We start from the raw sequence: 16,211 nt of genomic DNA on the forward strand, positions 1-16,211 counted from the left end.
GCTGCCGCTCTTCCGGCTGGCGCCGACGTCTGCGCGCGATGTGGCTCGCGGGTCGAACCGCACGACCGGGGCGGTCTGCCCGCCGTGCTCGCGGGCTGCGTGCCTGCGGGGCGTTCCGCCCGCGCCGCCGCCGTCGTCACGGATGCCGTGGTGCTGCTCCTGCTGGGCGCCGCCACCTGCGCGGTCGTCCTGCTCGCGGACGTGTCGACCGGGCCCGCGCTGGCGGTGGGTGCCGGCGTCGTCGTGGTCGGTGCGGCGCTCGGGGTCGTCCTCGTCGTCCGTATCGGTCAGACGCCAGGGCTCCGCGCGAGCGGGCTCCGCAGCGTCGGCCTCTTCACCGGGCTCCCCACCAGGGCTCGTGACCGCGTCGTGCTGGACGTTCGCGCAGGCCGCGACCCCGTGCGCGGCCTGGCCCCCGTCACGATGGCGGCCCTCCTGGGGGCACCGGTGGAGGCCGCGCCGGTGGACGCCGCGCCCGCCGCACCGCCCGCCGCACCACTCGCCGCGCCGCCGGCTGCTCCGTCCGCGGCCCCGCCCGCGGTGCAGGCGGCGTCGACGGTCGTGGTCGCGCTCGACGACGGGCAGCGGTTCGAGATCAGCGGCCATGCGCTGATCGGCCGCAGTCCGACACCGGCACGAGACGAGCACGTCGACGTCCTGGTGCCGGTGAACGACCTGTCCCGGTCGGTGTCGAAGACGCACGCCTCGCTGCGGTGGGACGGCCGTCACCTGTGGGTCGCCGACCGCGGCTCGACCAACGGGACGATCGTCCTCACGGCCCAGGGGGAACGGTCCGCGGCGAGCGCCGACGGCGTCGCGGTCGAGCCGGGCAGCCGGCTCGAGCTGGGCGACCGCTGGGTCGCGATCGAGAATCCCGAGCCTGGAGGAGCGGCATGAACGCCAAGCACCCGATGCTCGACCAGAGCGACGGCGTCATCCTCATGACCGAGACGCGCGCGCGGATCGCGTACCTCAGCGAAGCGCGCGCCGACCTCCTGATCGCAGCCGCCGAGGCCGAGCGACCCCTGGTGCTCGTCAGCGACGAGGTCACCCGCCTGACGTACCCCATGCGTGAGGCGCTGCGCGACGTGCACGGCCGGTGGGTCGTGCGGGAGGTCGGCGGCACCCTGCGCGACGGCCTCTCCGGCGCGCGGCTCACGTCGATCGCGGACGCCGTCCGTACCGGTCCGCCGTCCCACCCTGAGGACGTCTCGGTGCGGTTCCTGCGGCCCGTGCCCGCGCAGTCCGTGCAGCTCGTGATCACGCAGTCGGTCCGGCACAAGGCGGCGGCCACGACGATCCTCGGCGGCGCGGCCGAGCTGTTCGCCCGTGAGCTCACGGGTGCCGCGCCTACCGGGTGGGGCGCCCATGAGCCCGCGGTCGTCGCCTGGGACCGGGCCCGGCTGACCGAGCTGTCGCGCACCCGGATGCCCCGGGAGACGACCGTGATGGTGGCGGGGTCTCCCGACCGGCCGATGATCGGCACGATCCGCGCGAGCCGCGTGGACAGCGGCCTCGAAGAGACGACGCAGCTCATGCTCGGCGTCGGCGCGCCCGGGAGCGACGCCGCGCGCGACGCGATCGGCCGGATCCCGGTCGTCATGGCGGACCTCACCACGCACCAGATGCCGCTGTTCGGGCTCGTGCTGGCGCGCACCGGGCAGGCCGACCTCTCCTTCCCCTCGGTGCTCGAGGCCCCGCCCAACCCGATCGGCATGCTGCTCGGCCCCCCGGGCGTGCGGGAGCTCGGGCTCGATGTCAGCCGCATGGCTGCCGAGCTCGACGCCCGTGTCGTCGGTCGGGCTCGGATCCCGGGCCTCTACCTTCCCCTCGGCAGTTTCCACGAGCCCGGATGGGCGAAGTTCGACGCGGTGCTCGACGCCCTCGGTCCGGACCGGGTGCGCCAGGTGCTGGGATCCGCCGGTATGCCGATCGAGGAGGCGCTGCGTGCCCCGCGATCATGACGCGATCCTGCTCGAGTCGACCCGTGTCCACCGCGAGCGTCTGACGGCGGCGTTCCTGCACGGGGAGATGGCGACGCGCCGCACGACCAAGGACAACGTGCGCAGGTTCCTGGGCAGCACGGTGATCGCGGCGGTCATGTGCGCGGGCTGCGCCGGCTTCTCGTTCTTCCAGGCGAACGCGGACTCCCTGCGCGGCGGTGGGGCGCGCGCAGTGCCGTCGACCCCTGTCAGCGCACCAGCTGCGGTCACGCCCGCGCCCGAACCCCAGGAGGGGACGCCTTGAGCCGCTTCACTCGACTGACCCTCGTCGGCTCGGCGCGCCGCGCCGAGGTCGTCGTGCCCTCGGACGAGGCCTTCGCGGCGATGCTCCCGCAGATCCTCGAGCTGCTCGACGAACCCGCCGGGCTGCACCCGGCCGCTGTCGCCCTGGTGCGCGTGACGGGCGACCAGGTGGACCTCGCGCTGGACGCCGCCGGGCAGGGGGTCGACGACGGCGAGGTCGTCCGGGTGGTGCGCGCCTCCGAGGCGCCGCCGCCGCCCGACGTCGCCGACGTGACCGACGCCGCCGCGGCCGAGATCACCGATCACCCGTCCCGTTGGACGACCGACACCCGTCAGGCGATGGCGGTCGTCGTCGTCGGGTTGGGGGTCGCCGCACTGAGCGTGCTCCGCCCGCTCGACGTCGTGGCGGGCGAGTGGACGGCGCCGCTGAGCCTCGCGGCGGGCGCGCTCGGGGCTGCGGGGCTGGCCGCAGCGCTGGGCCGCGGTGGTCTGGGCTACGTCGCGCGCGTTCTGACCGCGGTCGCGGTCGGGCTTGTGCCGGCAGCGGCAGCGAGCCTTGCCGCGGCAGGCGCATGGCCGACGTCGGACGCGTTCTGGGCGGGCGGCCTGCTGCTCGCGACCACGCTCGGTCTTGGGCTGGGGCTCGGCCGACCGGACCGCGGGGTGCTCGCGGGCGCCGGTCTCGGGGCAACCCTCGCGGGGGCTGCCCTCGTGCTCGAGCGCCTGGGCGGTGACTCGGTGCGCGCAGCCGGGGTGGTCGCGACCGTCGCCGTGCTCGCGCTGGGCCTTCTGCCCTGGTACGCGATGGCGTCCTCGGGCCTGACCGGTCTGGACGACCAGGTCCTCGAGGGCGCGACGCCGCAGCGCACCCGGGTGCGCGCCACGCTGCTCGACGCGTACCGGGCGCTGACGGCCTCCGCGGTCGCTGTCAGCGGCGCGCTCGGTGTCGCGCTCGCCGTGCTGGTGAGCCACGACGACGCCGGGGCTCTGGCCCTCGGGCTCGTCGCCGTCACGATCACCGCGCTGCGCACCCGGAGCCTGCCGCTGCGCGGTCAGGTTCTCGCGCTCTGGACGGTCGTGGTCGTGGTCGTCGCGGCGCTCCTCGTCGCGCGCCTGGCCGCGGGGGACTCGTGGACGTCGGTGCTGACGCTCGGCGGGCTCCTGCTGCTGGGCCTCGTGCTCGGCGCGGGTGCACGTCCCTCCCCGCAGATCCGCGCCCGGCTGCGCCGCAGCGGGGACGTGCTCGAGCTGCTGTGCGTGCTCGCGCTGCTGCCGCTCGTGCTGGCGGTGTTCGGCATCTTCGGCGACCTGCTGGAGACGTTCTCGTGACCGTGAGACGCGTGCTCGAGACGCTCGCGCTCGCGGCGGGAACGACCGCGCGGGCGCGGGAGCTGCGTGAGATCGACGCTGCGCTGCGGCACCCGGTCGCGACCAGCCGACGGATCGCCGTCGTGCAGTCGGGTGGTGGGGCCGGGGCCACGACCCTCGTCGCGCGCACCGCCCGTGCGCTCGCGCGACGACGCGGTGGCGGCGTGCTCGCGGTCGACGCCGCCGCGGGGGACGCAGCGCTCGCGCGCGCGCTCGGTGGTGCGGTCGACGCGCGCGGGCTCGAGGAGCTCGTCGCGGCGGCGACCGGCGTCACGCGGTCGCGTCAGGCGCGCGCGCTGCTGCCCGACGCCGGGGCCGGCCTCGTGCTCGCAGGCCGGGGTGGCACCCGGGTCCCGGACGACGAGGTCGTCCAGGCTCTCGGGAACCTTGTCGGCCGGTTCTTCGACGTCGTCGTCACCGACTGGGGCCACCGGACGGCCGACGAGGCGACGCGCATCGCCCGCCGCAGCCACGCGGTGGCCGTCGTGGCGCGCGCGGACCGGGCCGACGCCGAGCGCGGGCTCGTGCTCGCCGCGCGGCTGGCCACCGAGGTTCCGACGACGCTCGTCCTCGCGGACGTGGGTGCCACCGCGGGCCCGACGTCTTCGCTCCTGCGCGAGGCAGCGCGCACGCTCGAGGTCCCGGTGCGGGTGCTCGCGCACGGGCATGAGGGCGCGCTCCGGGACCCGGCTGCGCGGCTGCCCCGCCGCGCGCGGACCGCCTACGCCCGGACCGCCGGGCTGCTGCTCGCCTCGAGCCAGACGCCCGTGCGGGTGGGCGCATGACCGTCCGCCTCGTGCACCGACCCGCGCGCGTGGTCCGGCCGCTCGTGCAGCCGCCGCCGGTCGACGTCGCGCCTCCGCCGCAGCTCGCCGACGCCACCGGCGGCCCCGGCCTGCAGACGATGTTCCCGATCGTCGGCGCCGTCGGCTCGATGACCATGATGATGGTGCTGCGCGGCAACCCGCTGTTCGTGATGATCGGGGCCCTGATCCTCGTGATCGCGATCGTCGGGGGCGTCGGCATGGCCCTCAGTCAGCGCGGCACGGCGGCGCGCGGGCGGCGCACGCAGCGTGAGCGCTACCTCGACTACCTCGAGAGCCTGCGCGCCGACCTGGCGCACGCCGAGGGTGAGGCCCGCACGGCCGCGCGCGTGGTCCACCCGGAGCCGACGGCGCTCGTCGACGTCGTGCGCAGCCCGGCGCGCCGGTGGGAGCGCCGCCGCACGGACGCAGACTTCCTCGACCTGCGCGTCGGGACGGGGGACCGGCCGTGGCTGCGCCTCGTCGTGCCCGCGGACCCCAACCCGACGCAGCCCTTCGACCCGGCGATGCTCGGTGAGGCGAGCGCCGTCGTGCGCCGGCACGAGCACGTCCGGCAGATGCCCCTCACGCTGCCCCTGGACCGCGCGGGTGACGTCTCGGTCATCGGCAGCCGGGAGCAGTGCCTCGCGCTGGCCCGCGCGCTCGTGGCGCAGGCCGCGGCGTTCCACGCCCCGGAGGACCTGGCGCTCGCGGTGGCGTTCCCCGCCGAGCGCGTCGGGGAGTGGGGCTGGCTGGGCGCGCTCCCGCACCTGGTCGACGACGAGCAGTTCGACGGTCCGGCCCCCGCGCGCCGGATCGGCCCGGACCTGCCGAGCCTGATGCGGGTGGTGGGCCCCGAGCTGGCGTCGCGCGCCCAGGCTGCCGCGCGGTCGCAGCGCGGGATGAGCGCCGGGGTCGCGGGCCTCGGTGCGCGGATGCTCGTGCTCGCCGACGAGCACGGCGACGTCGCCCGTGCCCTGCCCGGCCCGGACGCGGCGCTGGGCCTGCCGGAGCTCGGCGTGACCGTCGTGCACCTCCTGGCGGACCGGCTCCACGAGCCCTCGGAGGTCGCCCTGCGCGTGACGTTCGACGACGACGCCGGGCTGCTCGTCGAGGACCTGCGCCGTGAGCACGCAGCGGCCGACGCCGCCGTGCGGGGCGAGCTCGACGACGTCCCCGCGCCGCTCGTCGTCGGGCTCGCGCGGGCGCTCGCGCCGGTGCGGCTGACGGCGGCCTCCGTGGCAGAGTCGGCGCAGACGGCGGCCGTCGGCATCAACGAGCTGCTCGGCGTGCACGACGTGACGACCATCGACGTCGGGCGCACCTGGTCGCCGCGCTCCACCCGCGACTTCCTCCGGGTGCCGATCGGGGTGGACGACGCCGGCAATCCCGTGCTGCTCGACCTCAAGGAGTCGGCGCAGCTCGGCATGGGTCCGCACGGCCTGTGCGTGGGGGCCACCGGCTCCGGCAAGAGCGAGATGCTGCGGACGCTCGTGGCGGCGCTCGCCATCTCGCACCCGCCCGAGGACCTGTCCATGATCCTCGTGGACTACAAGGGCGGCGCGGCCTTCGCGCCGTTCGCCGACCTGCCGCACGTCGCGGGGATCATCGACAACCTCGCGGAGGACGCCGGCCTGACCGAGCGTGCGCGCGCGAGCATCGCCGGTGAGGTGGTGCGACGTCAGCAGGTGCTCCGCGACGCCGGCAGCTCGCCGTCGATCACGCACTACCGCGAGCTGCGCGCCGAGCGCCCCGAGCTGCCGCCGCTGCCGCACCTGCTGCTCGTGATCGACGAGTTCGGCGAGCTGCTGACGGCGGACCCGGACTTCGTCGACCTGCTGCTGACCATCGGGCGGATCGGCCGGTCGATCGGCATGCACCTGCTGCTGTCCAGCCAGCGGATCGAGTCCGGCAAGCTGCGCGGTCTCGAGACGTACCTGTCCTACCGCCTGGGCCTGCGCACGTTCTCCGAGGCGGAGAGCTCGGTCGTCCTCGACACCCCGGACGCCTTCCACCTCCCGGCCGTGCCCGGGTACGGCTACCTCAAGGTCGACACGACCGTGTACCAGCGGTTCCGCGCCGGCTACGTGTCCGGCCCGGTCCAGGCGGCGGCCATGCCCGAGCCGGAGCCCGACGACGCCCTCCGTCGCCCGCTCGTCCTCCCGGTGCACCACGGCGTCGCGGCGGCGAACGGCATCGACCTGGGCACCGGCGCGACGGGCGAGCCCGAGCTCGTCCGCCCGTCGACCGGCCGCTCGATGGTGGACGTGATCGTCGAGCAGCTGGGCGTGGCAGGGGAGCTGACGCGACCGGTGTGGCTCCTCCCGCTGCCCGCACGGCTCCCGCTCGGTGACGTCGTCGGCGGCTGGGAGGAGGTGCCGGGTCGGGGGCTCCAGGCGCACACCGGGGCGCACGGGGACCTGCGCGTCCCGCTCGGGCGGCAGGACGACCCCGGCAGGCAGCACCAGGGGCCGTGGCGGCTCGACCTCACGCGCGCGGGCGGTCACGTCGCGGTGATCGGCGCCCCGCAGTCCGGGCGCACGACCCTCCTGTGGACGATCGCCGCGGGCCTCGCGCTCACGCACACCCCGCGCGAGGTCGCGGTCTACGGCATGGACCTGAGCGGCGGCGGGCTGGCCCGGATCGAGGGCTTCCCGCACGTCGGCGGCGTGGCGACGCGCGCCAGCCGGGACCGGCTGCGTCGTCTGCTCGAGGAGCTGCACGGCATGCTCGCCCACCGCGAGCGCGTCTTCACGACGCACGGCATCGACTCGCTGGCGATGCTCCGCGAACGCCACCGGGAGGGCCTCGTGCCGGAGCTCGCGGCGGCCGACGTCGTGCTCCTGGTCGACGGGGTGGGCGCGGTGCGCTCGGACTTCGAGGAGCTCGACGACCCGTTCGTGGAGCTGCTCCAGCGCGGGGGCGGGTTCGGCATCCACGTCGTCGTGGCGATGACGCGGTGGAACGAGCTGCGGATGAACACCCAGCCGCTCATCGGTACGCGGGTCGAGCTGCGCCTGAACGACCCCTCGGACTCGTCGATCGCTCGCAAGCTGTCGGCCACCCTGCGGGCCGACCAGCCCGGGCGTGTCCTGACGGACGCGAGCCTGTTCGCGCAGGTCGCGCTCCCGCTCCCCGCGGACGGCGCGGAGGTTGCCGTGGGGGCCGGGCTCGAGGAGCTGGCGGCGCGCTCGCGCGAGGCGTGGGCGGGCCCGCAGGCGCCCCCGATCCGGCTGCTGCCGGAGGTGCTCGACCCGGTGGAGCTGCCCGACGCGCTCGACGAGCCCGAGCTGGTGCCGCTGGGCCTGCGCCAGGACACCATGGCGCCGGCGATGCTCGACCTCGCGCGGGACCAGCACCTGCTCGTGCTCGGGGACACGCGGACCGGGAAGACGACCCTGCTGCGCGGGATCATCGACGGTCTCGTCCAGCGTTCTGGGCCCGAGGAGCTCGTCGTGGCGCTCTACGACGTGCGCGGGGGCCTGGCCGAGGCCTGCCCCGAGGACTACCTGGGCGGGCGGGCCACCAACGCGACCCTCGCCGTCGGCCTCTCGACGGCGATCGCCACGGAGCTCGAGAAGAGGTCCGACGCCACGGGGCAGGGGGCGTCCGCCGTGGGGCCGCGCGTGCTAGTCGTCGTCGACGACTACGACATCCTGGCCTCCGGGGGGACGGACCCGCTGCGTCCCCTCCTGCCGTACCTGCCGGCGGCCCGCGACATGCGCCTGCACGTCGTGCTGACCCGGCCCGTCGCGGGCGCCTCCCGCGCGCTGTACGACCCGGTGCTGCAGGCTCTGCGGGACACCGGGGGGTCGGGCTTCCTGATGGCCGGCGAGCGCTCTGAGGGTCAGGTGTTCCCGGGCCTGTACGCCGAGCAGCTGCCGCCCGGCCGCGGCCGGTGGGTCCGCCGCGGCGAGCGTCCCCGCCTCGTCCAGATCGCCAACTTCGTGGAAGGAGTGCCCGATGCCCCGTGAGATCGTGATCCTCTGCTCCGAGCCCCCCACGGGCGCGGCGCTGATCGAGGCGGGTGCCGCGGTCGACCCGGACCTCGGCCTGCGCACGCTGCGCGGCGGGGCGGTGCACGAGATCTGCCGCACGACTCCCGAGGCCGACCTCGCGGTGCTCAGCGTCAACCAGCCCCTCCAGGTCGACGCCGCGAGCGAGGTGGTCCGCCTGCTGCCCGAGGTCGCTGGCGCGGCGACCGCGCGGTGGTGGCTCGAGGCGAGCGCGCCGTGGGGCGCGCTCGGGGAGACCGGCGTGGCGATCGCCTACGAGCTCGCAGCGCGCCTGGGGGGCACGTGCCTCGTCCAGGACGGGCAGTGAGGGCGCGATGAGCGGCCAGCTGGTCGTGGTGGCGCCGGAAGCCGCGCGGTGGCTCGGCGTCGAGGTCCCGGCGAGCGCGACGGTGGTGGTCGGGGGAGTCGCCGGAGGAGTCGGCACCTCCACGGTGGCGCGCCTGCTGGGGGACGTGCTCGTGGGTCTGCGTGGCGCGCTCGTGTCCCCGCAGGTGGTCGACGCCGGGACGGTCGCGCGTGCCTGGGCGGTCGGTGACGAACCCGTCCCTGCGGGCGTCGTGCTGGTGGTGTGCGGCGCGCACCCGGAGGCGGTCGCGGCGGGGTGCGCGGTGGTCCGCGACCTGCGAGCCCGGCCGGATGCGGCCGCGCGAACGGTGCTGCTCGTCCCGGTCGCGACCGCAGGAACGACCGCCGCTCCCTCTGCCCTGCTGGCGGCCGCCGCGGACCTCGGCGTGCCGACCGGGGTGCTGCCGGTGCCGCGCTCGCGCGCCCTGGCAGCCGGGGGCACGCTCGCCGAGCTCGAGCGTCGCCGGGTGTCCGCACTCTGGGATGTCGGCGTCGCGCTCGCGGTCGAGGTCCTGCGCGCGTCGCGGCTGCATGCGGTCGGTGCCGCGGGGGTGAGCGGCATCGGCCGCTGAGCCGAGGCAGCGTTCCGGTTGTCGCCTTCGCGGATCCGGGGCAACATACGCGTGAAAGCCACCGCTCTGTCCTGCGAGGGGGACCGCATGAAGTTCGCCATGGGGTCAGACGTCCTGACGACGCTGACCAAGAAGACATCGACGTCCGGGGAAGACCTGGGGACGCTCGTCAAGGCCCTGGCCGAGGCCGCCGAGCCCCTGCAGGGCAAGTTCAACGGCGCCGGCCGCGCGGCCTTCGACAAGTTCAAGGGCGAGACCGACTCGATCGCGATCGAGCTCAACGCGGCCCTGAACGCCGTCCTGACCGGTATCACCGGGATGGACCGGTCGTTCCAGGAAGGTGACCAGCAGATGGCAGACGAGACGCGCTCGACCGAGGGTGCCACGGCGTTCGACGCTGCGCGCTTCGGTTCGGTCAAGGCCTGAGGGGGGTCGGGGAATGTCGGGGAACAACGTCGAGCGTCGCGACTACAACATCGCGGCGTCGCAGTCGGTGCAGGACAACTTCAACACGGTCGCGTCCCAGCTCGAGACGCTGATCGACCAGCGCGACAGCGACGTCAAGGCCGCCATGGCGGACTACCAGGCCGACGGCGTGAGCGACGACTACGTCGGCAAGGAGCAGCGCTGGAACCGGGTCGCCGGTGAGGTGCGCACGATCATCCGCACGCTGCGGAGCTCGCTCGAGAAGAACGACGGCACCGCGCAGGACACCCTGTCGAAGGCCAAGGCCGCGGTCGACGCGATCGGCTGACCTCATGACGAGCTGGCGAATCTCGCCCGCCGGCGTGGACGACGTCCTCAAGGCGGTGGGCAACGCGGCGGCGGTCCTGTCGGGAGCGGTCGACGGGCTGCCCGCCCACGCGGAAGCGGCGGTGGCGGGCACGGACAACTGCCCGATCATCGCTGACGCCCTGGTCGGGTTCTTCGAGCACCACTCGCCGAGCCTGACGTCGATGGGCAACCGGATCGCGAACTCCGTCGGCGGGGCGGCATCGGCGACGAGCTGGTACCTGACGGGTGACGAGCAGATGGCCGCGGCCCAGCAGGCGGGCGCGGCGGAGATCGCCGGGACGGGCACGTGGGTGCCCGAGCTCCCGGAGGGGATGGGCTGAGTGGACCAGTGCTACGCCGACGGGGGCATCAACCCGAGCGCGATCCCGGGGGCGAACCTCGACCCTGACGCGGTCGTGCAGGCCGCGTCCGACCTGCGGACCGGTGGCGGCTCGGTGCGGGACGAGGGTGCCGCCACGGTCGCGGAGTGGCGCAAGATCGGGCCGTCGTACGAGGCGCCGGAGGCGTCCACGCTGCTGACCGTGATGGACCCGGTCGAGACGACCGCGCGAGACTTCGGTGACGCCGTCGAGCGTGTTGCTGACGCGTTGGACACCTACGCCGAGACCACCCGTGCCATCAAGGCGGCGCTCGACTCGGTGCGGACGGACGCGTACGCGTTCCGGCGCAAGATCGCGGGCGACCCCGAGTGGCAGTACGACCAGGACCTGGTCGACGAGAACACCGCGCTCGTGCGCCGCGTCAACACCCAGCAGACGGCGTTGTGGGAGGCGGAGCGCACCTGCGCTAACGCGATCCGCGCCCTCTACTGCGCGGCACCCTGGGTGGTCGACGACGGCTCCGGCTCGCCCATGGCGTACGGCGCCGCCGAGATCCCGACCGACGCAGAGACCCCCTGGGGAGGGGAGGTCTCGCGCAAGGACCACTGCCCCAAGTCCGCGGCCGTGGGCGTGAAGCGGTTCGTGTGGGACGGCTTCGTCGTGGACGGGCTCTGGGGAACGGTGCAGGGCCTCGGCATGCTCGTCGGCATCGACGGCAACGGGTGGAGCTGGGAGACCATGCGCACCTCGTGGGTGGGCATGGGCTCGCTCATCGGGTACGCCGACGGCGAGTGGTCCTGGGGCAACGCCGGCGAGGCGTGGAAGGGGCTCGGCAAGGGGCTCATCGCGTACGACACCTGGTCGGAGGACCCGGCCCGCGCGGCGGGTGGGGTGGGCTTCAACCTGCTGACCATCGTCGTGCCCGCGGGTGCGGCGGTGTCCGGGACCAAGGGTGCGGCGACGGCGGCCGGCACGTCCGGGCGCGTGGCCAACGCGTTCGCCAAGGGTGCCAAGGTCGCGGACATGGTCGACCCGGTCGCGCTGGGGATCAACGGTGCCCGGGCGGCGCTGCCGAAGCTCGGCGACATGGCCACCGGGCTGCGCCTGAGCGTGGACGGGATGATCGACGAGATCCGCACCCCGGAGATCGCCCGCCCGAGCCTCGAGGTGCCGACCACGGACCTGGACGTCCCGACCACGCGGGTGATCGACGGTGTCGACACCCCGCCGGTGCGCAACCCGGACACGCTGCCGGACAACCTGGGCGTCGGGGGCCGACCGGACTCGGTGACCGTCGAGGTGCCGGTGCGCGAGCCCGAGCTCGTGACGGTGGGCGACGGACCGGGCGCGCCGCAGGGACCCGAGGCGCCCCAGGCGCCTGGCGGGCTGGGACAGGGCGCAGACGACCTGCTGGGGTCACCGCGTGGGCCCGAGACCGCGACGCCGCAGCAGACCACGCCCACCGGTGGCGGCGCGACCGAGGTGCCCGGGGGGCGGGGTGACGGAGGCGACGCGCCGGCCCACAGCGGTGCACCGAGCCCCGGCGACGTTGGTGCGCCGCCGCGCACCGGCCCTGGGGGGTCGGACGGCGCCGGTGATGGGCCGGGCGCAGCGGCGGACGGCGACGCTGCTCCCGGAGCGGACGTCCCCACCGGAGGCTCCGAGCCTGGCGATCAGCCCCCGGGCGGCGCTACCGACCCGCACCAGCCGGGAGAAGAGCCCGGCCGCGTGGTGATCGACGACACCGGCAGCCCGCACGTGATCACTACCCGTGACGACTTGCTGCTCGACGTGTCGTTCGACGATGTCATCGATCGCGTTCTCGACGGCCGCGGCCTCGACCGTGCGCGGTTTGAGGATCTGGTGACGACGCCCCTTGAGCGACTCTCGCGTGACGAGGTCACGACGCTGCTCGAGGTGCGCCGGGCTCTGCCGGCGGTCACTGTCGACACAGTGCTGCAGAAGATCATCACTCCGGGGCAGGCGTTCGAGACCCTTGGCCCTGATGTAGCTGCACGCTTGATGGAGCCCGAGCAGCTGCGGCGAGCAGCGTCGGAGGATGCTGATGTGCTCGAGTCGGTCGGTGGCTTCGTCGCTCGCGCGGCAGACGTCGCCGGCCTCTCGCCGGCGGAGCTCTACAAGAAGTTGGGGCTGAACTACGACACGGTGACCTTCCGACCGGACGGGGAGTCCATGTTCGCCGTGCGGTATCGCAGCGGGGGCGACGTCCCTTTGACAGGAACGTTTGACGAGCCAGTCATTCCACGGCAGACCCATGACGCTCCCCCCGTTCCGGTGGGGCCACTAGAAGCTATGGCAGACATGCCTGACAGCATCTACGCGATCGCCGACGACGGTGCCCGGCGGGTCGCGATCAAGCAGTGGATCGATGGTCATCATCCGGACGCTGCGTTCGCTGGAAGCCGGGCGTTGGATCTCGGGCCGGAGGGACGACCCGCTACTGTCGGTCCGCGGAACCCGTTCCGCGGCAACGGCTTCGGCGGGACCGGTGCTGACTTCGCGCCGGAACTGACCTACGGAATCAAGACGATCGAGATTCCCCAAGGGGCGGAGATGTGGCGTATCCGACCAGACGGTCGCCAGGAGTTGGCGGCGGTGTTCCAGGGTGATCGCTGGCACCCCATACGCGAACAGACGGGCCCCGTGCGGTGAGAGCTGGTAATTACGCGGTTTGGCGGGGACGCGAGTACGGCTGCGTGAGTGTATATAAGCCGTTCGTGCGCCTTCTGTGGCGTGGCGAAGAGCCGGATGAGGGCGGATTTGAGCGCGATCATCGCGGTGTGTGGTCTCGGCTGGTAGATCGCAGCGAGGTGTCGCGGTTGCAGTCGGTCGAGACGTGGGCGGTTTGGCAAGGACGCCGTGTGCAGGTGGTCAAAGTCGCCGGGGGTCGAGCGTCGGTTCAGCAGTGGCAGTGGCCGGTGCCGGATCATCCTGCTGCGCGTGCGATCGAGAATGGGCTCTGGGGTGCGAAGGTGCCGGTTGAGGAGCTGACGGAGGTCGTGGAGACGGTGACCGAGGTGCCGATCGCTCTCTGAGGCAACGTTTGCTGGCGTATGGGCGTCACGGTGTGAGAATCCCGGAGGGAGCGGAGATGTGGCGGATGCGTCCAGACGGTGGGCAGGAGATCGCGGCGGTATTCCGTGATGGTGAGTGGCATGTGGTCGTCGAACCGCCGGGCGGCGTCCGATGAGGGCCGGTGACTATGCCTTCTATCAAGGAGAGTTTTATAGCGCCAGTTTTGCCGGAGATACTTCGGTTGTGCTGCTATACGCCCCTGATGGGACGTCGCCGGAGGGGTTCTTGCCTGACCTTTCTGGTCGATTGCGCAAAAAGGTTCAACGCCAAGAGGTGACGCGGCTGCAGTCGGTCGAGACGTGGGCGGTTTGGCAAGGACGCCGTGTGGAGGTGGTCAAAGTCGCCGGGGGTCGAGCGTCGGTTCAGCAGTGGCAGTGGCCGGTGCCGGATCATCCTGCTGCGCGTGCGATCGAGAATGGGCTCTGGGGTGCGAAGGTACCGATCGAGGAACTGACGGAGGTCGTGGAGACGGTGACCGAGGTGCCGATCGCTCTCTGAGGCAACGTTTGCTGGCGTATGGGCGTCACGGTGTGAGAATCCCGGAGGGAGCGGAGATGTGGCGTATCCGACCAGGCGGTGGGCAGGAGCTTGCGGCGGTATTTCGTGGTCGGAAGTGGCATGTGGTCGTCGAACCGCCGGGCGGCGTCCGATGAGGGCCGGTAAGTATGCCTTCTATCAAGGAGAGATTTATAGCGCCAGTTTCGCCGGAGATACTTCGGTTGTGCTGCTAGACGCCCCTGATGGGACGTCGCCGGAGGGGTTCTTGCCTGACCTTTCTGGTCGATTGTGCAAAGAGGTTCAACGCCAAGAGGTGACGCGGCTGCAGTCGGTGGAGACGTGGGCGGTTTGGCAAGGACGTCGGGTGGAGGTGGTCGAACTCGACGGGGGCCAAGCGTGGATTCAGCAGTGGCAGTGGCCCGCGCCCGACCATCCGGCTGCGTATGCGATCGAGAATGGGCTCTGGGGTGCGAAGGTACCGATCGAGGAGCTGACGGAGGTCGTGGAGACGGTGACTGAGGTGCCGTCCGCTCTGTGAAGCCGCGCGTGGCGGTGGCTTCTGGCATCCTCGACCAGGGCTAATGATTGAAGGAGATGCACGTCATGACGTTGATGCAGAAGGCCGTGTTGCCTGCCCAGTCCGTGGCATATGTGGAGGGCGGGTACGACCGTGTGGCGGGGTTCGTGGTGCCTGCAGAGGCGGTGTCCGCGGCTCGGACGCCCGCTGAGCTGTTCGTGGCGCACGGTCTTGGTTTTCCTGGCTCGCCGGTGAGCCCCGCGGACCCGTTCCTGGACGTGCTGCGTTTCGAGCCGACTCCCCAGCTGCGCTTCGAGAACGCGACGGGCGGCACCACCGAGGCGGAGCGGCAGCTGACTGGGGGAGCGTTCGTCGATCGCCCGCCATTCACCGGTACTGGCTTTGTCGCGGCGGAGGGGATGGTGATTCCGCTCTACTGGCTGGTGCACTCGCGCATCCCGGCCGGAGCGGAGCTCGTCCGGTATCACGCGGACGGGCGCGAAGAGCTGGTGGCGCGCTATGTCGACGTCGTGCACGGGTGGAGGTCCGGTGGGACTGAGAAGCCGGCGGCGTCCTTGCCGCAGGTCTCGCGGTTCGTGGGTCCCATGGCGCGCTGGAACGACACCTACTTCAGCGCCGATCTCGTGGGGGACGAGGTGGTGCTGGTTGCGGAGTTCGAGTCCGCTGATGAGCTCGGGTTCGAGCGTGCGTCGACCGGGCGGTGGTTCCGGCGAGTGGCGCGTGCCGAGGTGACGGAGCTGTTCGAGATGTATGTGACCGCCAAGGTCGCGGGCGTCGAGGTGCGTGTTGTTGATCAGTGGACCCAGCCGGACGGCGTCGCGGCTGCCAGGGTGACGTACCTCGGGCACAACGCCGACATCGCGGAAGGGCTGCAGCTGACCAAGGTGGATGCGGGTGTCTATGAGGCGTCCGTGGCCGTCGCTCAGCTGCAGGACGTGGTGACGTCGCAACTGGTCCCGGCGGCCTGGCAGGCATGAGCAGCGCCGGCTGCGTGCTGAGGTGCTGTCGATCACTTGGGTCGCGGACACGCGGTGTTATTCGAAAAGAGCGGGTGGGTGGGCGTGCAGAGATGACGGCGCCAAGCGATGCCCTAAACCTCCCGGCGTCTGATCAATTTGCCGTCTATCGAGGGCAAGAGTTTCCCTATGCCGTCTCGAGCAGGGATGCGGTTATGGCTTGAAATGGACCGGGCGGACTTCGATCGGTTCCCGCCGGCCGATGCTCTCAAGTGGGGAGATCCTCAGTCGCGCGGCTTGGGGGTGCGGGTGCCTGTGTCGGCCATCTCACGCTTCTTCTCGAGAGGTATGAGTGCGTGGTGGTTCGGAGAGCCGTTTGGTTTTTCCGTGGTCGATACCGAGACGGTGGAGATCCACTACGATCGCGATCCTCGGTTGGCGGAGCTGATGGGGTTGAAGGGCAATCAGTACGACGGCTTCCGGGCGCACGTGCCGTTCGTCGAGCTGCAGGACATCGAGGTCATCGTCACCCCTCACCCGGTCTATGACTGGTGGGGTGCGGACTTCGCGGACGGGCCGCCTGAGGTAGCTGGCTAGGTTTCGCGCGTGGGAAGCGCGCCGGGCTACGGTTGAGGCGGGACGCCGCGGCGCGGGGAGG

At 72.6% G+C, this 16,211-nt stretch carries 17 protein-coding genes; all 17 read left to right on the forward strand.

Annotated features, from left to right (window positions below; genetic code table 11):
- Positions 1–99 precede the first annotated feature (99 nt).
- The 17 genes from BMZ30_RS00435 to BMZ30_RS00500 all read left to right on the forward strand — a co-directional run bounded on the left by BMZ30_RS00435 (position 100) and on the right by BMZ30_RS00500 (position 16,150).
- Positions 100–897, forward strand: a complete 798-nt coding sequence (locus tag BMZ30_RS00435; RefSeq protein ID WP_177191230.1) for an FHA domain-containing protein — start codon at positions 100–102, stop codon at positions 895–897.
- Entirely contained in the window at positions 894–1,964 is a 1,071-nt protein-coding gene (locus tag BMZ30_RS00440; RefSeq protein ID WP_093374154.1) for a DUF6177 family protein, read from the forward strand. The genes BMZ30_RS00435 and BMZ30_RS00440 overlap by 4 nt, the downstream gene beginning before the upstream one ends.
- Positions 1,948–2,247 carry a hypothetical protein gene (locus tag BMZ30_RS13635; protein ID WP_093374155.1) on the forward strand — a complete coding sequence of 100 codons (300 nt, stop codon included), beginning with the start codon at positions 1,948–1,950 and terminating at the stop codon, positions 2,245–2,247. Before BMZ30_RS00440 ends, BMZ30_RS13635 begins: the two co-directional genes overlap by 17 nt.
- On the forward strand, positions 2,244–3,575 hold the full coding sequence (locus BMZ30_RS00450) for an EsaB/YukD family protein (RefSeq protein ID WP_093374156.1): 1,332 nt from the start codon (positions 2,244–2,246) through the stop codon (positions 3,573–3,575). The genes BMZ30_RS13635 and BMZ30_RS00450 overlap by 4 nt, the downstream gene beginning before the upstream one ends.
- A complete protein-coding gene (locus BMZ30_RS00455) occupies positions 3,572–4,399 on the forward strand; it encodes a hypothetical protein (protein ID WP_093374157.1) in 828 nt (275 codons plus the stop codon). Before BMZ30_RS00450 ends, BMZ30_RS00455 begins: the two co-directional genes overlap by 4 nt.
- Positions 4,396–8,391, forward strand: coding sequence for a type VII secretion protein EccCa (gene eccCa, locus BMZ30_RS00460; protein ID WP_093374158.1), 3,996 nt, complete (start codon positions 4,396–4,398; stop codon positions 8,389–8,391). The genes BMZ30_RS00455 and eccCa overlap by 4 nt, the downstream gene beginning before the upstream one ends.
- Positions 8,381–8,740, forward strand: coding sequence for a hypothetical protein (locus BMZ30_RS00465; RefSeq protein WP_093374159.1), 360 nt, complete (start codon positions 8,381–8,383; stop codon positions 8,738–8,740). The genes eccCa and BMZ30_RS00465 overlap by 11 nt, the downstream gene beginning before the upstream one ends.
- Before the next feature lie 7 nt (positions 8,741–8,747).
- Positions 8,748–9,350, forward strand: a complete 603-nt coding sequence (locus tag BMZ30_RS00470) for a hypothetical protein (protein ID WP_093374160.1) — start codon at positions 8,748–8,750, stop codon at positions 9,348–9,350.
- Positions 9,351–9,437: 87 nt separating this feature from the next.
- The gene (locus tag BMZ30_RS00475; protein ID WP_093374161.1) at positions 9,438–9,776 is read left to right on the forward strand and encodes a hypothetical protein; all 339 of its coding nucleotides are present in this window, start codon (positions 9,438–9,440) and stop codon (positions 9,774–9,776) included.
- Positions 9,777–9,789: 13 nt separating this feature from the next.
- Positions 9,790–10,104 (forward strand): pore-forming ESAT-6 family protein, encoded by a 315-nt coding sequence (locus BMZ30_RS00480; protein WP_093374162.1) that lies wholly within the window; start codon positions 9,790–9,792, stop codon positions 10,102–10,104.
- A 4-nt stretch (positions 10,105–10,108) separates the two neighbouring features.
- Positions 10,109–10,465, forward strand: coding sequence for a DUF6507 family protein (locus BMZ30_RS00485; RefSeq protein WP_143073087.1), 357 nt, complete (start codon positions 10,109–10,111; stop codon positions 10,463–10,465).
- The gene (locus tag BMZ30_RS00490) at positions 10,466–13,138 is read left to right on the forward strand and encodes a hypothetical protein (protein WP_093374164.1); all 2,673 of its coding nucleotides are present in this window, start codon (positions 10,466–10,468) and stop codon (positions 13,136–13,138) included.
- A 65-nt stretch (positions 13,139–13,203) separates the two neighbouring features.
- The gene (locus BMZ30_RS13450) at positions 13,204–13,521 is read left to right on the forward strand and encodes a hypothetical protein (protein WP_143073088.1); all 318 of its coding nucleotides are present in this window, start codon (positions 13,204–13,206) and stop codon (positions 13,519–13,521) included.
- Between the two features lie 223 nt (positions 13,522–13,744).
- Positions 13,745–14,059 (forward strand): hypothetical protein, encoded by a 315-nt coding sequence (locus tag BMZ30_RS13455; RefSeq protein ID WP_177191231.1) that lies wholly within the window; start codon positions 13,745–13,747, stop codon positions 14,057–14,059.
- 364 nt (positions 14,060–14,423) lie between these two features.
- Positions 14,424–14,597: a hypothetical protein gene (locus BMZ30_RS13640; RefSeq protein ID WP_177191232.1), complete on the forward strand. Its 174-nt coding sequence runs from the start codon at positions 14,424–14,426 to the stop codon at positions 14,595–14,597.
- Positions 14,598–14,653: 56 nt separating this feature from the next.
- Positions 14,654–15,574, forward strand: coding sequence for a hypothetical protein (locus BMZ30_RS00495; protein ID WP_229828362.1), 921 nt, complete (start codon positions 14,654–14,656; stop codon positions 15,572–15,574).
- Positions 15,575–15,742: 168 nt separating this feature from the next.
- Positions 15,743–16,150, forward strand: coding sequence for a hypothetical protein (locus BMZ30_RS00500; RefSeq protein ID WP_143073090.1), 408 nt, complete (start codon positions 15,743–15,745; stop codon positions 16,148–16,150).
- Positions 16,151–16,211: the final 61 nt, after the last annotated feature.

It is taken from the genome of Flavimobilis marinus (genome assembly GCF_900113055.1).
GTDB classification, from domain to species: domain Bacteria; phylum Actinomycetota; class Actinomycetes; order Actinomycetales; family Cellulomonadaceae; genus Flavimobilis; species Flavimobilis marinus.